Source organism: Tessaracoccus lacteus (genome assembly GCF_029917005.1).
GTDB classification, from domain to species: Bacteria; Actinomycetota; Actinomycetes; order Propionibacteriales; family Propionibacteriaceae; genus Arachnia; species Arachnia lactea.
Window position 1 is genome coordinate 893,679 of the sequence record NZ_CP123967.1, and the last position, 16,297, is coordinate 909,975.

Annotated in this window: 13 protein-coding genes, 1 other RNA gene and 1 riboswitch; of the genes, 6 read left to right on the forward strand and 8 right to left on the reverse strand. The window is 70.4% G+C overall.

What is annotated here, in order from left to right; translation table 11 throughout:
* Positions 1 to 34: 34 nt before the first annotated feature.
* Positions 35 to 399: RNase P RNA component class A (gene rnpB / locus QH948_RS04095), an RNA gene on the reverse strand.
* Between the two features lie 66 nt (positions 400 to 465).
* Here rnpB and QH948_RS04100 point away from each other — a divergent pair.
* A complete protein-coding gene (locus QH948_RS04100) occupies positions 466 to 2,955 on the forward strand; it encodes a circularly permuted type 2 ATP-grasp protein (RefSeq protein WP_281145621.1) in 2,490 nt (829 codons plus the stop codon).
* Positions 2,952 to 3,908: a transglutaminase family protein gene (locus QH948_RS04105; protein ID WP_281145622.1), complete on the forward strand. Its 957-nt coding sequence runs from the start codon at positions 2,952 to 2,954 to the stop codon at positions 3,906 to 3,908. Before QH948_RS04100 ends, QH948_RS04105 begins: the two co-directional genes overlap by 4 nt.
* On the opposite strand, the gene QH948_RS04110 is transcribed toward QH948_RS04105, so the two are convergent.
* The 3 genes from QH948_RS04110 to QH948_RS04120 are packed head-to-tail and all read right to left on the reverse strand — an operon-like array spanning position 3,872 to position 6,449.
* Positions 3,872 to 4,681: a transglutaminase-like domain-containing protein gene (locus QH948_RS04110; protein ID WP_281145623.1), complete on the reverse strand. Its 810-nt coding sequence runs from the start codon at positions 4,679 to 4,681 to the stop codon at positions 3,872 to 3,874. The two genes, QH948_RS04105 and QH948_RS04110, sit on opposite strands and share 37 nt — an antisense overlap.
* 49 nt (positions 4,682 to 4,730) lie before the next feature.
* On the reverse strand, positions 4,731 to 5,546 hold the full coding sequence (gene map / locus QH948_RS04115; protein ID WP_438874131.1) for a type I methionyl aminopeptidase: 816 nt from the start codon (positions 5,544 to 5,546) through the stop codon (positions 4,731 to 4,733).
* Between the two features lie 57 nt (positions 5,547 to 5,603).
* Positions 5,604 to 6,449 (reverse strand): DUF2510 domain-containing protein, encoded by an 846-nt coding sequence (locus QH948_RS04120; protein WP_281145625.1) that lies wholly within the window; start codon positions 6,447 to 6,449, stop codon positions 5,604 to 5,606.
* Between the two features lie 127 nt (positions 6,450 to 6,576).
* Between QH948_RS04120 and QH948_RS04125 the strand changes: the two genes are divergently transcribed.
* Positions 6,577 to 7,869: a glutamine synthetase family protein gene (locus tag QH948_RS04125; protein ID WP_281146130.1), complete on the forward strand. Its 1,293-nt coding sequence runs from the start codon at positions 6,577 to 6,579 to the stop codon at positions 7,867 to 7,869.
* Here QH948_RS04125 and QH948_RS04130 read toward each other — a convergent pair.
* On the reverse strand, positions 7,856 to 8,284 hold the full coding sequence (locus QH948_RS04130) for a sterol carrier family protein (RefSeq protein WP_281145626.1): 429 nt from the start codon (positions 8,282 to 8,284) through the stop codon (positions 7,856 to 7,858). The two genes, QH948_RS04125 and QH948_RS04130, sit on opposite strands and share 14 nt — an antisense overlap.
* Before the next feature lie 40 nt (positions 8,285 to 8,324).
* On the opposite strand from QH948_RS04130, the gene QH948_RS04135 reads away from it, so the two are divergent.
* From QH948_RS04135 to QH948_RS04145, 3 genes are all read left to right on the forward strand, one after another.
* A complete protein-coding gene (locus QH948_RS04135; RefSeq protein WP_281145627.1) occupies positions 8,325 to 11,240 on the forward strand; it encodes a bifunctional [glutamine synthetase] adenylyltransferase/[glutamine synthetase]-adenylyl-L-tyrosine phosphorylase in 2,916 nt (971 codons plus the stop codon).
* 36 nt (positions 11,241 to 11,276) lie between these two features.
* Positions 11,277 to 11,409, forward strand: a riboswitch (FMN riboswitch).
* A gap of 78 nt (positions 11,410 to 11,487) precedes the next feature.
* Positions 11,488 to 12,315, forward strand: coding sequence for an ABC transporter permease (locus QH948_RS04140; RefSeq protein WP_281145628.1), 828 nt, complete (start codon positions 11,488 to 11,490; stop codon positions 12,313 to 12,315).
* Entirely contained in the window at positions 12,312 to 13,310 is a 999-nt protein-coding gene (locus QH948_RS04145) for an ABC transporter substrate-binding protein (RefSeq protein WP_281145629.1), read from the forward strand. The genes QH948_RS04140 and QH948_RS04145 overlap by 4 nt, the downstream gene beginning before the upstream one ends.
* Before the next feature lie 6 nt (positions 13,311 to 13,316).
* On the opposite strand, the gene QH948_RS04150 is transcribed toward QH948_RS04145, so the two are convergent.
* The 3 genes from QH948_RS04150 to QH948_RS04160 all read right to left on the reverse strand — a co-directional run bounded on the left by QH948_RS04150 (position 13,317) and on the right by QH948_RS04160 (position 16,279).
* Positions 13,317 to 14,798, reverse strand: a complete 1,482-nt coding sequence (locus QH948_RS04150; RefSeq protein ID WP_281145630.1) for a catalase — start codon at positions 14,796 to 14,798, stop codon at positions 13,317 to 13,319.
* On the reverse strand, positions 14,795 to 15,223 hold the full coding sequence (locus tag QH948_RS04155; RefSeq protein ID WP_281145631.1) for a Fur family transcriptional regulator: 429 nt from the start codon (positions 15,221 to 15,223) through the stop codon (positions 14,795 to 14,797). The genes QH948_RS04150 and QH948_RS04155 overlap by 4 nt, the downstream gene beginning before the upstream one ends.
* 81 nt (positions 15,224 to 15,304) lie before the next feature.
* Positions 15,305 to 16,279 carry an MDR family oxidoreductase gene (locus tag QH948_RS04160; RefSeq protein ID WP_219080665.1) on the reverse strand — a complete coding sequence of 325 codons (975 nt, stop codon included), beginning with the start codon at positions 16,277 to 16,279 and terminating at the stop codon, positions 15,305 to 15,307.
* Positions 16,280 to 16,297: the final 18 nt, after the last annotated feature.

Here is a 16,297-nt window from a genome sequence, read left to right on the forward strand (position 1 = left end):
TCCCCGGTGGGGGGCGGGCGCTCGCCGTGTGTGAGGGACGAGACGGCCGGTAAGCCGGATTCTGTCGACGGATGATCATCTATCTGAGGCCCCGTGTTGCCACGAGGCTCAAGCAACCTACCCGGGCGCCTCGCGCGAGCAGCGCTCAGGCGGCGTCCGCAGCCGACCCTGGGGTCGACCTTCTTGGTCTTGCTCCGAGTGGGGTTTGCCGAGCCATCCCAGTCACCTGGGATGCTGGTGGTCTCTTACACCACCGTTTCACCCTTACCTGTCGCCAGGCGGTCTGTTTTCTGTGGCACTGTCCCGCGGGTCACCCCGGGTGGGCGTTACCCACCACCCTGCTCTGTGGAGTCCGGACTTTCCTCAGCTGTCTCCAGCCGCGATCATCTGGCCGTCTCGTCCTCGGGCAAGTCTAGCGCCGGATACCTCGTTGAGCAGCTTCCGGGGGCGGGGTAGGGTGAACCGGTGACAGCTGACGCGACCGTGACGAGCGAACTCGTCGGCTACCGCTCCCGCTTGGCCGGCGGCTGGGACGAGTTGCTCGCTGCGTCCGGAGTGCGCGCTGACCAGCGGCTTCTCTCCGAGGCCGTCGAGGAGCTCGGGCTCCGCGGAATGCTGGCCGCGCGCTCGGAGATGAGTTCGCTGGTGCGCGATGAGGGCATCCTCTACGGCGGCGGCGACGCCAGAAGCTGGGCCATCGACCCGCTCCCCATCGTCCTGGGAGCCGAGGAATGGCGCCGCGTCGAGAAGGGACTGGAACAGCGCTCCCGACTGCTCGGGCTCCTGCTGGACGACTTCTACGGCGAACAGCGGCTCCTGTCCTCCGGCGCGTTGCCTGCCGAGATCGTATGGGGGCACTCCGGCTTCCTGCCGCAGGCATGCGGCGTCAGCGTACCCGGCGGTGTGTGGCTGCCGATCGTGAGCGCCGACCTCGGGCGCGGCCCGGATGGCGCCTGGACCGTGCTGGCCGACCGCACCGCCACCCCGGCGGGCATCGGGTACGCCATGACCAACCGGAGGCTGACCTCCCGCGTGATGGGCGACCTGCACCATGACGCCCGCCCCGCGCGCTACCGCTCTTTCTTCTCCGCGATGCGCGCGGGCCTTCAGCAACTCGCGCCCCGCGCGGGACACACGCCCAAGGGCGTGCTGCTCTGGTCGGGGGTCGACGACGCGACGGCCTACGAGCAGGGCTTCATCGCGACGCTGCTCGGCTACGCGCTCGTCGAGGCCGAGGACCTGGTGCTGCGCGACGGACAGGTCTGGATCAACACGCCCGAGGGTCGCACCCTCGTCGACGTGATCCTCCGCCGCGTCGTCTCCGACATGGTGGACCCGCTCGAGTTCCGCAGCGACTCCCAGCTGGGCATCGCCGGGCTGTTGGAGTCCACACGGCTGGGTAACGTCGTCTCGGCCAACCCGTTGGGCAGTGGCGTGACGGAGAGCCCGGCTCTGCAGCCGTACCTGGAGTCGCTGGCGCCGCAGCTTCTCGGGGAGGAACTGAGCCTGCCGTCCCTGCCCAGCTGGTGGTGCGGCGACGACGGCTCGCTGTCGCATGTGACGAAGAAGCTCGCCAAGCTCCGCATCGTCTCGATCCACGGCGAGAGCCACCAGGGCTGGATGCTCTCGGCGGCCGAGCGGTCGGACCTGGCCGCCCGCATCGCTGCCGAGCCGTGGGCCTGGGTCGGCCAGCAGCCCTTCGAGCTCTCGACCGCCCCCGTCGTGTCCGATGAGGGTCTGATCCCCAACCGGCTGGTGCTGCGAGCCTTCGGAGCCCAGGTCAACCACGCCCACCAGTTCCTTCCGGGAGGGCTGGCCCTGATGACCCCCCACGACGCGGCCATGCTCGCCTTCGACGGGCCGCGGCTGGCCAAGGACGTGTGGGTCCTCGACGCCGAGGACATCGTCGAGACCTGGACCCCGACGTTCGAGGGCGGCCCCGTCGTCCTGCGTCGCGCCGCGGCGCTGGCACCCCGCATCGCCGACAACCTGCTCTGGCTCGGCCGCTACAGCGAGCGCGCCGACGCGAACGCTCGCCTCCTCCGCCTCGCGCTGGACCTGGCCCTCGACCATGGCCGTCGGCCCGAGTCGCTCGGCGCCCAGGTGCTTGAGGCTGTGCTGGCCACCGGCGAGCGGATCACCGGTCTCCCGCTGGGCAGCGACAGCATCGCCGACGCCCACAGGTTCATCCGGCTGGCCATCAGCGACCGCGACCTCAAGGGATCCGTCGCGCACGCCGTCCGACGCCTGACCGCAGCCGCCCACGAGGTCCCCGACCTTATGTCCGGCGACCTGTGGCAGGTACTCAGCCAGCTCGAGCAGCTCGTCGGCGATGCCGCCCGGCGCCGCGATCTGACCGGTGTGCTGGACGCTCTGGTGAGCTCGACCCTGGCTCTCGCCGGCATCAACAACGAGTCGCTGACCCGCGACGTGACCTGGGCCTTCGTCGACGCGGGCGTGAGGCTGGAGCGGGCCCAGCGCATGCTGAGTCTCGTCGGCTTCGCGCTCGGCCGGGAGAGGGCGGCGGTCGTGGAGAACCAGCTGGCCGAGGCGATCCTCGAGATGGGCGAGTCGCTCATCACGCACCGACGTCGCTCGGCCGCCGGAGAGGGGCCGCGGCAGCCCGGCCTCGGCGCAACGCAGCTGCTCGTCGCCGACCGCATCAACCCGCGCAGCGTCGCGTTCCAGCTCGACAGGCTTGTCGATGATCTGCGCCTCATCGGCGATCAGCGGCTCGCCGACCGGGTCGCCACGCAGTGCGGCGCCATCGTCGACACCGACTTCGCATTGTTCTTCTCCACGGCGGATCGGACCGCGCTGGCGGGCTGCTTCGCCGACCAACGCACCGAGCTGCGTGAGATCGCCGACGAGCTCGGCCGCGGTCACCTCACCAGGTCCGCGCCCCGCAGACCGACGCTCACCGACTGGTCGGGCGCGGCGGAGGACCACCGATGAGGCAGCGGCCGGAGAACCTCACCCTCAGGCGGTACTTCGTCAAGCACCGCACCTCCTATGTCTGGCCGGAGCTGGTCACGGCGTGCCACGAGCGCGGCTTCCTGACCCCCCGCGAGGCGCCGAGCCAGCGCGTGCTCGTCGACGGTGTGGGCGTCAGCCCCGACCCGCTGCTGCACACCGAGCACATCGACCGGTTCGGCAACGTGAGCCACTACTTTGAGATCCACGAGCCGACGCTGCACCTCGAGGTAGTGAAGGAGGCCGTGGTCGACGTCACATGGCCGGAGGTCGACGTGGACCTCCTCGACCGCTGGACGCTCGCCTCGGCCCAGCGGGCCATCGCGGAGAACCCGGCGCTGGCGCTCGACCGCGCCATGTTCGGACTGCCGAGCCGTCACGTCTCGATTCCGCCGCGGCTCGTGAGCTACATGGAGACGATCCTCGAGCCCGACTTGGGCTTCGGGCAGGCGCTGGCCGAGCTGACCCGCGGCATCCACCGCGACTTCGCCTACCGGCCGGGCGCCACCTCCGTGCGCACCACCGTCGACGAGCTTCTCGACCTGCGCGCCGGGGTGTGCCAGGACTTCGCGCACCTTGCCATCGCCATCCTGCGGCGCCTCGGGGTCCCGGCGCGCTACGTGTCCGGCTACCTGGAGACGCAACCGCCACCCGGCAAGGCCAAACTGGAGGGTTCCGACGCCACTCACGCCTGGGTCTCCGTCCTGGCACCGAACGGCACCTGGGTCGACATCGACCCCACCAACGCCCAGTACGCCGACTCACGCTACCTCGTGACGGCGTGGGGCCGGGACTTCGCGGACGTGTCGCCGCTGCGCGGCATCGTGGTGACCGACGCCGAGACGTCGAAGCTGAGCGTCGGCGTCGACGTCGTCCCCATGACGGGCGACGACATCCCTCAGCTGAGCGTCCTGAAGCTGAACTTGTCGTCGTAGGGGAGCTCGCCGTCCACCCGGGCGTCGACCCTGATGCGGCGCAGCCTGGTGCTGCCGGCCAGCGTGGTCATGAAGGCCGTGTCGGCGGCATCGCGGCCGGTGCAGATGCGCACCATGGAGTCGCGCGGGGCCAGACCTGTGGCGTCGAGCAGGTGCCAGGCGCCGTCATGCCATGCCTCGACGACGGCGTGGAAGTCCATCGGCACCAGCCCCGGCGCGTACACCGAGACGAGCCGGGCCGGCATGTTCAGCCCGCGCAGGAACGCGATCACCAGGTGCGCCGAGTCGCGGCACACGCCCACCCGGCTGAGGTACGTCTCAAGCGCGCCGTCGACGACGCGGCTCGAGCCGGGCTGGTAGCTGACCTTCGTGCGGACCCACTGCGTCACGGCGCTCATCAGCTCGTAGCCGGTCAGGCCGGCGAAGTGCGTCGCGCCGAGGTTGGCGAGCCGGTCGGAGTCGCAGTAGCGCGACGGCCGGGTGTAGAGGATCTCGTCGATGCCCTGCAGTTGCGCGGCCGGCGCGGGCTGCGGCACGTCCGCCTCATAGTCGACGGTGAGCGTTCCGGGAGCGGTCTCCCGCAGGCGGTGCAGGCGGCTGCGGGACGAGTCGAGCTGTTCCTCCGCCTCGATCTCCTCGCCGTCGAGCCGGAAGATGAGGCTCTCGCTGAGGCCTGGATGGTCGCCGCTCACCGCCACGGAGAAGACCAGGTCGGCGGTGGACTTCACCTGCACCTGCAGATGGCTGGAGACATGGCGCGCGGGCGGGATCACCGGGACAGGGTAGCCGAGCCGCGACGTCGCTGCACCGTGGGAGACCGGCTCAGGGCAGTGTCAGGATCTCGGCGCCGTCCTTCGTCACCACGAGCGTGTGCTCGAACTGCGCGACGCGGGATGCGTCGCGGGTCACGACGGTCCAGTCGTCGTCCCACTCCTGTGTCTCCGCGCCCCCGAGAGTCAGCATCGGCTCGATGGTGAAGGTCATGCCGGGGCGCATGACGGTGTCGAGGCGCGGCTCGTCGTAGTGCAGGATCACCAGGCCGGAGTGGAAGGTGGTGTGGACACCGTGTCCGGTGTAGTCGCGGATCACGCCGTAGCCGAAGCGCTTCGCGTAGGACTCGATGACCCGCCCGATCACGGACAGCGGGCGGCCGGGGCGCACCGCCTTGATGGCCCGGTTGAGGGACTCGAGAGTCCGCTCGGTCAGCAGGCGCGACTCCTCGTCGACGTCGCCGCAGAAGAAGGTCGCGCAGTTGTCCCCGTGCACGCCGTCCTTGAAGGCGGTGCAGTCGATCTTGACGAGGTCGCCGTCCTCGAGCGGACGGAGGTCGGGGATGCCGTGGCACACGACCTCGTTGACCGAGGTGCAGATCGACTTCGGGTAGCCGCGGTAGCCGAGCGTCGACGGGTAGGCGCCGTGGTCGCACATGTACTCGTGGGCGATGGCGTCGAGGGCGTCGGTGGTCACCCCGGGGGCGATTGCCTTGGCGGCCTCGTGCATCGCGTTGGAGGCGATCCTCCCCGCGACCCGCATCCGCGCGATCACGTCCTCGCTCTGCACGTCCGAGCCCGTGTAGGGCTTCGGGGCGCGCCGTCCTACATATTCGGGCCGGGCGATGGCGTGGGGCACCTCACGCATGGGGGTGACGTCGTAGGGGGTGACTGGGTTCACGACCGATGAGTCTACCCGCGGCCGTCACCCGTCCCAGCGGAGGGAATCCAGCGAGTGCTGCACCTCTGCCGCGTTCTCCGCATGGTCGATCGTGACGCACGACACGTAGACCGCGATCCGGTCCCTGTCGTCCGTGGGCACGAGGATGATGTCGACGACGTCGCCCTGGATGCCCTGGTAGAGCTGGTTGCCCACGTAGACGTTGTTCGTCAGCCGCCACCCGATGCGGGTGGAGACCTTGTACTCCTCGTCGCGGAGGATCTCCCGCTTGGTGAAGCCGGTGAACATGCCTGATGACGACATGCAGGTGACGAACTGCTCGGCGGCGGTCGAAAGGTCGTCGGAGAACCCGTCGCTGACCTTGATGTACCCGACGCCGACGTTGCTGATCCACCCCGTCGCGATCGGTCGGATCATCGAGTTGTTGTCCCACAGCCAGTCGATGTAGGCGGGGTCGGCCTCCCACTGCGATCCGGTGGGCACGTCGATCGACAGCCCGCCGCCGTGCAGCCTGCCGTCGACGACCTCGCTGCGCGGCCAGTCCTCGGCCACCGGGCAGTCGATGGGCTCGCCGAAACCCGTCTCCACCGCGGTCGGCGACGGGGTCTCGGTGGGTTCGAGTTCGTTCCACTGCGTCCCGGTGGGGCGGGCGCTCCTGGTGTCCTCGGGGACGGCCGCGAAGGGATTCGACGATCCGGGCAGCACCACCAGCGCGACGACGACCGCGGCGACCACCACCAGGGCGATCATGAGCCACAGCCACGCCCTCGGCCCTCTACGCTGTGGGGTCTCCTCGATCCAGCGCTCACCGTCCCAGTAGCGCCGACCGTCGGGCGCGGAGGGGTCCGCGTACCATCCGGGCTGTGCCATGGCGCCAGTGTACTGAGCCGCGCCGGGGCCGGTGTTGCCGGAACATGGCGCGCCCGTCACATGCCTGTAACACGCGATGGGCAGACTGGCTGGCATGGATAGGCAGACTGAGTTCGTGCTGCGCTCAATGGAGGAGCGGGGCATCCGGTTCGTCAGGCTGTGGTTCACGGACGTGCTGGGATCGCTGAAGTCCGTGGCCATCGCCCCCGCGGAGGTCGAAGGCGCCATCGGTGAAGGTGTCGGCTTCGACGGATCCGCCATCGAGGGCTTCGCCCGAGTTTTCGAGTCGGACATGGTCGCCCATCCTGACCCGTCGACGTATCAGGTGCTTCCGTGGCGCCAGGCCGGCCGCTCCACCGCGCGCATGCTGTGCGACATCAAGCTGCCCGACGGCTCGCCGAGCTACGCCGACCCCCGGTACGTGCTGAAGCGCGCCATGCGCCGCGCCGCCGACATGGGCTTCACGTTCTACATCCACCCGGAGATCGAGTTCTTCCTGCTGCGCTCCCTGCAGCCCCCGGTGCCGCTCGACGACGGCGGCTACTTCGACCACACGACGCTCGGCGACGGGACCGACTTCCGCCGCGACGTCATCACCATGCTGGAGCAGATGGGCATCTCGGTCGAGTTCAGCCACCACGAGGCGGCGCCGGGCCAGCACGAGATCGACCTGCGGTACGCGGACGCGCTGACCATGGCCGACAACATCATGACCTTCCGCGTCGTCGTCCGCGAGGTGGCCGTCAGCCAGGGCGTGCACGCGACGTTCATGCCGAAGCCCTTCTCGCAGCACCCCGGCTCGGGCATGCACACGCACATGTCGCTGTTCGAGGGCGACACCAACGCCTTCTACGACGCCAGCGACGAGTACAACCTGTCGAAGACGGCCAAGCACTTCATCGCCGGCCTGCTGCGCCACGCGCCGGAGATCACCGCGGTCACGAACCAGTGGGTCAACTCCTACAAGCGGCTCGTCGGCGGCGGCGAGGCACCGTCGTTCGCCTGCTGGGGCCGCGCCAACCGCTCCGCGCTCATCCGCGTGCCGCAGTTCACGCCCGGGAAGACCTCGTCGGCCCGCATCGAGTACCGGGCCGTCGACTCGGCGGTCAACCCGTACCTCGCGTTCGCGCTGCTGCTCAACGCCGGCCTCAAGGGCGTCGAGGGCGAGTACCCGCTGCCCGAGGAGACCGAGGACGAGGTGTGGCGCCTCAGCGACCGCGAGCGCCAGACCATCGGCATCCGTGAGCTGCCGCGCAACCTGGACAACGCGATCCGCCTGATGGAGGAAAGCGAGCTCGTCGCCGGCACGCTCGGCGAGCACGTCTACGAGTACTTCCTGCGCAACAAACGCGAGGAGTTCGACGCCTACCGCAAGCAGGTCACCCCGTGGGAGCTGGAGCGGCACATCAAGGTGATGTGACAAGGGGGAAGGCGCGCGCGGTCTCGGCCGCGTGCACCCCGCTGCGTTGCATGGCCGCGTCCTCCCAGCGCTGACGCCCGGTCGCCAGCGCCAGGAACGTCTCCGGGGTCAGTTCCACCACGTTCGGGGGAGTGCCCCGCGTGTGCCGCGAGCCGGCCTCGAAGCCGATCTGCACGGCGGCGAACGGCGGCACGCGCACCTCGATCGTCGCGCCCGGGTATCGCTCGCCGAGCCGGGCGCAGGCCGCCCTGCACGCCGCGGCGGTCAGCACTCGGCCCAGCGGCGCGGGATCCCCGGCGGCGGCCAGCAGCAGCGACGTGAGGTCCGGCTTCCGCAGGGCGAGGACGGGGTCGACGGCTGCGTCGCCGAGCCGCGCGCGCAGCGCGGCGACGACGGGAGGGGTGGGCTTGAACATGATCCGCCACACTACCCGTGGCCGCGGATAGGGTTGGCACGTGAGCAGGTACGAGTCGCCGTCCGCAGAGTTCGCCCGCCGCGGCTTCGACTCCGCGGCGTCCGCGGCTAGGGTGTGGGAACGCTGGGAGGCCGACTACGGGCGCGACCTGCCGATCGACCTGAGGGTCTTCGAGCGCGTCGCTGACCGCGACCAGGCCCTCGAGGCCCTCGAGCGCCTGTGGCACGCCGACCCGCAGCTCTTCGAACGCATCGTCTTGGACGAGGCGTGGCTGCTGCGCGTGCTCCTGGTGCTCGGCGGGTCCACAGCGCTGGCGCAGACGCTGACGCGACACCCCGAGGAGGCGCTGCGGCTCGAACATGCCCCGGAGGCTCGGGGGGCCGACGGCTGGCGGGCGTTCTTCGAGGACCGGGTCGCTCCCGTGGGCGGCGTGGCCGACGGCAACGGCGACGCCCTGCGGCTGGCCAACCGGGTCGCGCTCATCGAGATCGCCTGCCGGGACCTCGCTGCTGAGAACCCCGTCGACCTTGTACACGACATTGCGGCCGAGCTGAGCCACGTCGCCGACGCCGTGCTGGAGATGTCGCTGGCCTACGCCCGAGCGGAGGTCCCCGGGTGGGAGAGGACCCGGCTCGCCGTCCTCGCCATGGGCAAGACCGGCGCGCAGGAGCTCAACTACATCTCCGACGTGGACGTGATCTATGTTGCGGAACCCGCCGACGGGGTCGGCGCGGACGAGGCCGTCGCCATCGGGTCGCGGCTCGCCGCGGCGCAGGCCCGGATCTGTTCGGCCCACACCGCGGAGGGGACCATCTGGCAGGTTGACGCCGCGCTGCGCCCCGAGGGCAAGGCAGGGCCGCTGGTCCGGACGCTCGACAGCTGCCGCGCCTACTACGAGAAGTGGGCGAAGAACTGGGAGTTCCAGGCCATGCTCAAGGCGAGGCCCGCGGCCGGCGACCTGCGTCTCGGTGCGGACTTCGTCGAACTCGTCTCGCCGCTGGTGTGGCGCGCGGGGGAGCGCCCCGGGTTCCTCAGCGAGGTCCGTGCGATGCGGGCCCGCGTGATCTCGCTGCTGCCCGCCAAGCAGGCAGATGCCGAGATCAAGCTGGGGGAGGGGGGCCTGCGCGACACCGAGTTCTCGGTTCAGCTGTTGCAGCTCGTGCACGGCCGCGCCGACGACCGGCTGCGGTCCCGCGGCACCTTCCGGGCGCTGCAGGAGCTCGTGGATGACGGGTACATCGGGCGCGCCGACGGCGCCGAGATGGAGACCGCCTACCGCTTCCAGCGGCTGCTCGAACACCGCGTGCAGCTCAGACGGCTGCGCCGCACGCATCTGGTGCCGGACGAGCCGCTGGCCCGCGAGCAGATCGCCCGCTCGATGGGGCTGCGCGCGGAACAGCTGATCGACACGTGGCGGGCGTCCACCAGGCAGGTGCGTGCCCTGCAGCAGCGGATCTTCTTCTCGCCCCTGCTGGACGCCGTCTCAAAGGTCTCGACAGAGGGCCTGCGCCTCACGTCGGAGGCGGCTGCGGCGCGGCTGCGGGCCCTCGGCTTCCTCGACCCGCGCACGGCGCTCGGCCATCTCGAGGCGCTGACCCGCGGCACGAGCCGGTCCGCCGAGATCCAACGGCAGCTGCTGCCAGCGATGCTGGAGTGGTTCGCGGAGGGGCCGAACCCGGACTTCGGGCTGCTGGCCTTCCGGCAGCTGTCGGAGGCGCTGCGCGACACCACCTGGTATCTGCGGGCGCTGCGCGACGACGCGAACATGGCCCACCGGCTCGCGCGCATCGCGTCGTCGAGCCGCTTCGTCGTCGACCTGCTCCGCCGCGCGCCCGACATGATCCGCATGCTCGCGAGCAACGAGGAGCTGCGGCCCAGGTCGGCCGAGGAACTGATCGCCGCGATGCGGGCCGCCTCCGCCCGCAACGACGACGCCGAGGCCGCTGCGGCCTCGGTCCGGGCGCTGCGCCGCTCGGAGCTGTGCCGCGTCGCGCTGGCGGACGTCCTGGGGCTCGCCGACGTCGAGGTGGTGGGCGAGGCACTCAGCGACCTCGCAGCCGCGACCCTCGACGCGGGACTCGACCTCGCTCGCCGCAGCGTCGACGCGCCGGAGGTCGGGGTGGTGGCGCTCGGTCGTTGGGGCGGGCGCGAGCTGAGCTACGCCTCCGACGCCGACTGCGTCTTCATCGTCCCCGACGGCACGGACGATCAGGGGCAGGCGCGGGCTACCGAGCTCGTGCGCCTGGCCCGCGACATCGTCGGGCGGCCCGGCCCCGACCCGGCGCTGGTGGTCGACACCGAGCTGAGGCCCGAGGGCAAGGGCGGGCCGCAGGTCCGCACAGTCTCCTCGTATCTCGCGTACTACGACAGGTGGGCCTCCACCTGGGAGCGGCAGATGCTCGTCCGGGCCCGGGCGGGCGCGGGGGACCTGGCATTGGCCGACGCGCTGCTCGACGGGGTCGACGGCTTCCGCTGGCCCGACGGCGGCCTGACAGAAGCCCAGGTGACCGAGATCCGCAGGCTCAAGTCGCGGATGGAGCACGAACGGATCCCGAAGGGGGTGCCGCGGGAACGACACCTGAAGCTGGGACCCGGCGGCCTGTCGGACGTCGAATGGACCGTTCAGCTCCTGCAGCTTCGCCACGCCCACGCACATCCCGAGCTGCGCACGCCGTCGACCATGCGGGCCCTGGCCTGCCTTGACCGCCTCGGGCTGGTCGACGGCACACAGGCGGAGCGGCTCACCCAGGCCTGGCGGCGCGCCAGCCGGCTGCGCAACGCGATCATGCTGGTGCGTGGCCGGGCGAGCGACGCGCTGCCGTCGGACACGCGCGACCTCGCGCAGATCTCGGTGCTTCTCGGGTATGAGTCGGGAGCGGCGTCCGGCATGGTCGACGACACCCGCAGGCTGATGCGTCACGCGCTCGACGTGACGAACCAGCTGTTCTGGGCCTGATGGCAGCTCATCGGCGAGGGCTGGTAACCTGTCAGGCACGTGTTCCGGGGTCGGTGTAAGTCCGAACCGGCGGTGACAGTCCGCGACCCTCGTCAGGCTTCGGCCAGGCCAGGTTGACTCGGTGCAATTCCGAGACCGACAGTGAAAGTCTGGATGGGAGGAACGCGCCGCGCGGCAGCGTCGGCACAGTCGTGTCTGCGCGCCTGCCGTTCGCGCGCACCCCGGGCCTGGAGGAAGGACGGGGTAGATGACCACCACGATGAGGCGACGCGTAGGCGCCGGCCTGTGGTCCGCCTACCCCGCGAGGACCCGACCGGGCGCCGGTCGCTGGGTCCCGGCAACCGCCGCCGCCGCCCTGCTGCTCACCGGTTGGTGGGCGGTCACGGCCGGCGGCCTCGTCGCTCCGCTCTACCTTCCGGGCCCGGAGGACGTGGCTGCCCGCATGGTCGCGCAGCTGTCCAGCGGAGTGGCGTGGAGGTATCTCACGCCGACGATCTCCGCAGCCCTGCTCGGTGCCCTCATCGCGGTGGCCGTGGCCATCCCTGTCGGCATCCTGATCGCGCACTCGCGGCCGCTGGCCGCGGTGCTCGAGCCGTTCGTCGCCCTGTCGCAGACCGTCCCGCTGGTGGCCATCGCGCCGCTGCTGGTCCTGTGGCTCGGCTACGGCACCGTCCCGATCGCCGTCCTGTGCGCGATCGTGGCCTTCTTCCCCATGATCACCACCACGGTCGTCGGGCTCAGGTCCCTCGACATGCGCGTGGTGGAGACGGCGCTGCTCGACGGCGCCAGCTTCCCGCAGCGGCTTTGGCACATCGAGGGCCCCATGGTGGCCCCCGCGGTGCTGGCAGGAGTCCGCGGCGGGATGGCGCTCGCGATGACCGGTGCGGTCGTCGGTGAGATGGTCATGGGCGGATCCGGCATGGGCACACTCCTCACCCTCTCCCGGCAGACGGCGGACACCGCATCGGTGTTCGCCGTGGTTGCCTGGATCGCCCTCATGGCGATGGCTCTCTACGGGATCGTCTCGATCGCGGAACGCGCAGCTGTCAGACGACTACAAGGAGTCACCACATGATCACCCGCCGCCTTCCCGCCCTCGCCGTAGCCGCAGCGCTCGCCGTCGCGCCGCTGACCGCCTGCTCCGCCGGCTCCGAGCCGGAGGCCTCCGCATCGGCCGTCGACCTGACGCCCGTCACCGTCGGCCTGAGTTACATCCCGAACGTGCAGTTCAGCGCCTTCTACGTCGGCGTCGAGCAGGGCATCTTCGAGGACCTCGGGCTGGACGTGACGCTGCGTCACCACGGCGAGCAGGAGGATGTCTTCGGCGCGCTGCTCGGCGGCCAGGAGGACGTCGTGTTCGCATCGGCCGACGAGGCGATGGTCGCCGCCGCGTCCGGCCAGGACCTGCAGACCTTCGCCACCAGCTACCAGCAGTTCCCGGCGGAGGTGATGACCGACCGCGCCATCGAGGGCGCGACCCTGGCCGACCTCAAGGGACACACGCTCGGCATCCCGGGTCACTACGGCTCCAGCTACTACGCGGCTCTCGCCGCGATCCACCAGGCCGGGCTCACCGAGGACGACGTCACGCTGCAGGACATCGGCTACACGCAGCTCTCCGCGCTCGCCGCGGACCAGGTGGACTTCATCGTCGGGTTCCACAACAACGAGCTCGTGCAGCTCCAGGCCACCGGCGGCGACGTGACGTCCATCCCGGTCTCCGACCCCGAGTCCCCGACGCTGGTCGGCCCGAGCCTCGTCACCAGCGGCGACACGCTCTCCGACGAGACCCTGGCCGCCCTCGCCGAGGGCATGTTGCAGGCGGAGCAGGCCGTGATCGACGATCCCGAGGCGGCCCTCGACGCCACGGCGGAGCAGGTGCCCGCGCTCGCGGACGCCGAGCAACGGGCGGTCGCGGGGAAGGTGCTGGCCGCGACGACCGAACTCTGGCTGAAGGACGGGAAGGTCGACGTCACCGTGGACACCGATGCCTTCGGAGCCATGGGCGAGTTCCTGACGCAGGCCGGGATCATCGATCAGGCGCCCGCCGAGCCGTACCGGATCGTCTGACCCCGGTTACGCGCCTCCGCCGCTGAGCTTCGCCTCGATCCTGCCGCCGACGGTCTCGTCGACGTTCTTCCAGTACTGCAGCGCGCGCGCCATGACCTCGGCGTCCGTGATGCCGCTCAGCGCACCGGAGACCGTGTCCACGAAGCGGTCACGCTGCTCGTCGTCGAAGACCTCGGTCAGCAGCGTGCGCGCCTGACCCCAGTCGTCGTCCTCGGCGTGCAGGGTGGCGGCGGCGCGCACGAGCGGGCCGTCGGCCTCCCAGCCCTCCTCCGCCCGGCCCTGCGCATCGGAGAACATCCGGCCGAAGCTGTTGGGCTGGTAGACGGGCGCGCCACCGGTGTGCTGGTACTGCATGTGGCCCTGGTCCGCGTAGTTGTTGACCGCGGTGATCGGCTGGTTGACCGGCAGCTGGTGGAAGTTGGCCCCGATGCGGGCACGCTGGGCGTCCGGGTACGAGAACACGCGGGCCATCAGCATCTTGTCGGGCGAGATGCCCGTGCCGGGGATCATGTTCGACGGGGAGAAGGCCGCCTGCTCGATCTGCGCAAAGAAGTTAGTCGGGTTCTCGTTGAGCTCCATGACGCCCACCTCGATCAGCGGGTAGTCCTTCTGCGACCAGGTCTTGGTCAGGTCGAACGGGTTGAAGCGGTAGTGATTCGCCTCGGCGTAGGGCATGACCTGCATGTGCAGCGTCCAGCTCGGGAACTCGCCGCGCTCGATCGCGTCGTAGAGGTCGCGGCGGTGGGCGTCGGCGTCGGCGCCGGCCAGCTTCTCGGCCTCCTCGTTCGTGAGGTTGACCTCGCCCTGGTTGGAGCGCCAGTGGTACTTGACCCAGAACCTCTCGCCGTCGGCGTTGACCCACATGTAGGTGTGGGACGAGAAGCCGTGCATGTGGCGCCAGGTGGCCGGCAGGCCGCGGTCGCCCATCAGGTAGGTCACCTGGTGCGCCGACTCGGGGGAGGCGGTCCAGAAGTCCCACTGCATGGTGGCGTCACGCAGGCCCGAGGAGGGGAGACGCTTCTGCGAGCGGATGAAGTGGGGGAACTTCAGCGGGTCGCGCAGGAAGAACACCGGGGTGTTGTTGCCGACGATGTCGAGGTTGCCCTCGCTGGAGTAGAAGCGCACGGAGAAGCCGCGCACGTCGCGCCAGGTGTCGGGGGAGCCCTGCTCGCCGGCGACGGTGGAGAAGCGGGTCAGCATCTGGGACTTCGTGCCCGGCTGGAACGGGGCGGCCTTGGTGTAGGCGGTCACGTCCTGCGTCACGGTGAAGGTGCCGAAGGCGCCGGAGCCCTTCGCGTGCGGGCTGCGCTCGGCGACGCGCTCGCGGTTGAAGTGGGCCAGCTGCTCGACCAGATGGACGTCGTGCAGAACGATCGGGCCGTCGTTTCCGACGGTCAGGGAGTGCTGGTCGGAGTCGGCGGGCGCTCCGTTCAGGCGGGTCGAGGGGGTGGCGGGATCGTGCATGCCGTCGCGGTAGGGGCAGGTCATCTTTTCTCCTCAGTGTTTTCCTGGCAGCTCGGACACAGCCCCCAGAAGACGAGCTCGGCCTCGTCGACGACGAAGCCTCCCGTCTCGCTGGGGGACAGGCAGGGGGCATGACCGGTCACGCACGCGACGTTGCGCATGGCGCCGCAGCGCCTGCACATCAGGTGGTGATGGTTGTCGCTCGTCTCGAGCTCATAGCGGGGGCTGTGGCCCGCGGGCTCTACGCGTCGGATGAGGTGGGCGTCGTGCAGCGCGGCGAGCACGTCGTAGACGGCCTGCGTGGAGGCGCTGCCGATGCGGGAGCGGACGGCGTCCGTGATCTCACCGACGCCCAGATGGTCTCCGGACTCGAGTTCGGTGAGCACGGCGAGCCTGCCGGCGGTGACGCGGAGTCCCGCGTCGCGCAGAAGGGTCGGCCAATCGGTCATGACCCGAGACTAGCAGACTAATCTGGACTGATTCCAAAAAAAGACAGAGCAGTCTTTCTTAGCTTCTCGGGATCTGAAGCGTCAGTCGGCGATGCGCACCAGCGTCCGCCCGTGCAGCTTGCCGTCCAGCAGCTGCGCGCCCGCGTCGATGACCTGGTCCAGCGTGATGGTCGTGGTGATGTCGTCGAGCAGCTCCGGGTCGACGCCGCGGGCCAGGATGCGCCAGGCGTCGGCGCGGTCCTCGAGGGAGGCCCACACGGAGTCGATGCCGGCCAGGGTGACGCCGCGCAGGATGAACGGCATGACGGTGGCCGGCAGGGCGGCCGAGCCGGCGAGGCCGCAGGCGGAGACCGTGCCGCCGGGCTGCGTGCGGGCGATCGCGTTGGCCAGCACCTGCCCGCCGACCGAGTCGACGACGCCCGCGTAGGTCGCCTTCTGCAGCGGGCGGCCCTTCTCCTCGAACTCGCTGCGGGGCACTATCTGCGTCGCGCCCAACGTGTGGAGGTAGTCCTCGTGGCTCTCGACGCGGCCCGTCACGGCGGCGACCTCGAAGCCCGCGGAGGCGAGCAGCATGGTCGCGATCGACCCGACGCCGCCGGTCGCGCCGGTCACCAGGACGGGACCGTCCTCGGGCTTGGCGCCCTCGCTGACGATGCGCAGCACGGCGAGCGCGGCGGTGTAGCCGGCGGTGCCGAGCGCCGCGGCACGCTCGGGCGAGATGCCGTCGGGCAGCGCGACGGCGTACGTCGGCTCGACGTGGGCCCGCTGGGCGAAGCCACCGTGCCGGGTCTCGGACTGGCCGGCGCCGTTGAGGACGAGCCAGTCGCCGGGGCTCCAGCGCGGGTCGTTCGACTCCGCGACCTTGCCGACGACGTCGATGCCCGCGATGAGGGGCATGGTGCGCACGACGCCCGGGCGTCCCGTCACTGCGAGGCCGTCCTTGTAGTTGAGGTCGCTGTAGGCGACGTCGACGACGATGCCGCCGTCACCGAGGAACTCCTCGTCGACCTCCTCGAGAGCGACGCCGGATTCACGCACCACAACAGCCTTGATCATGGGCCCCACCTTAGTGCC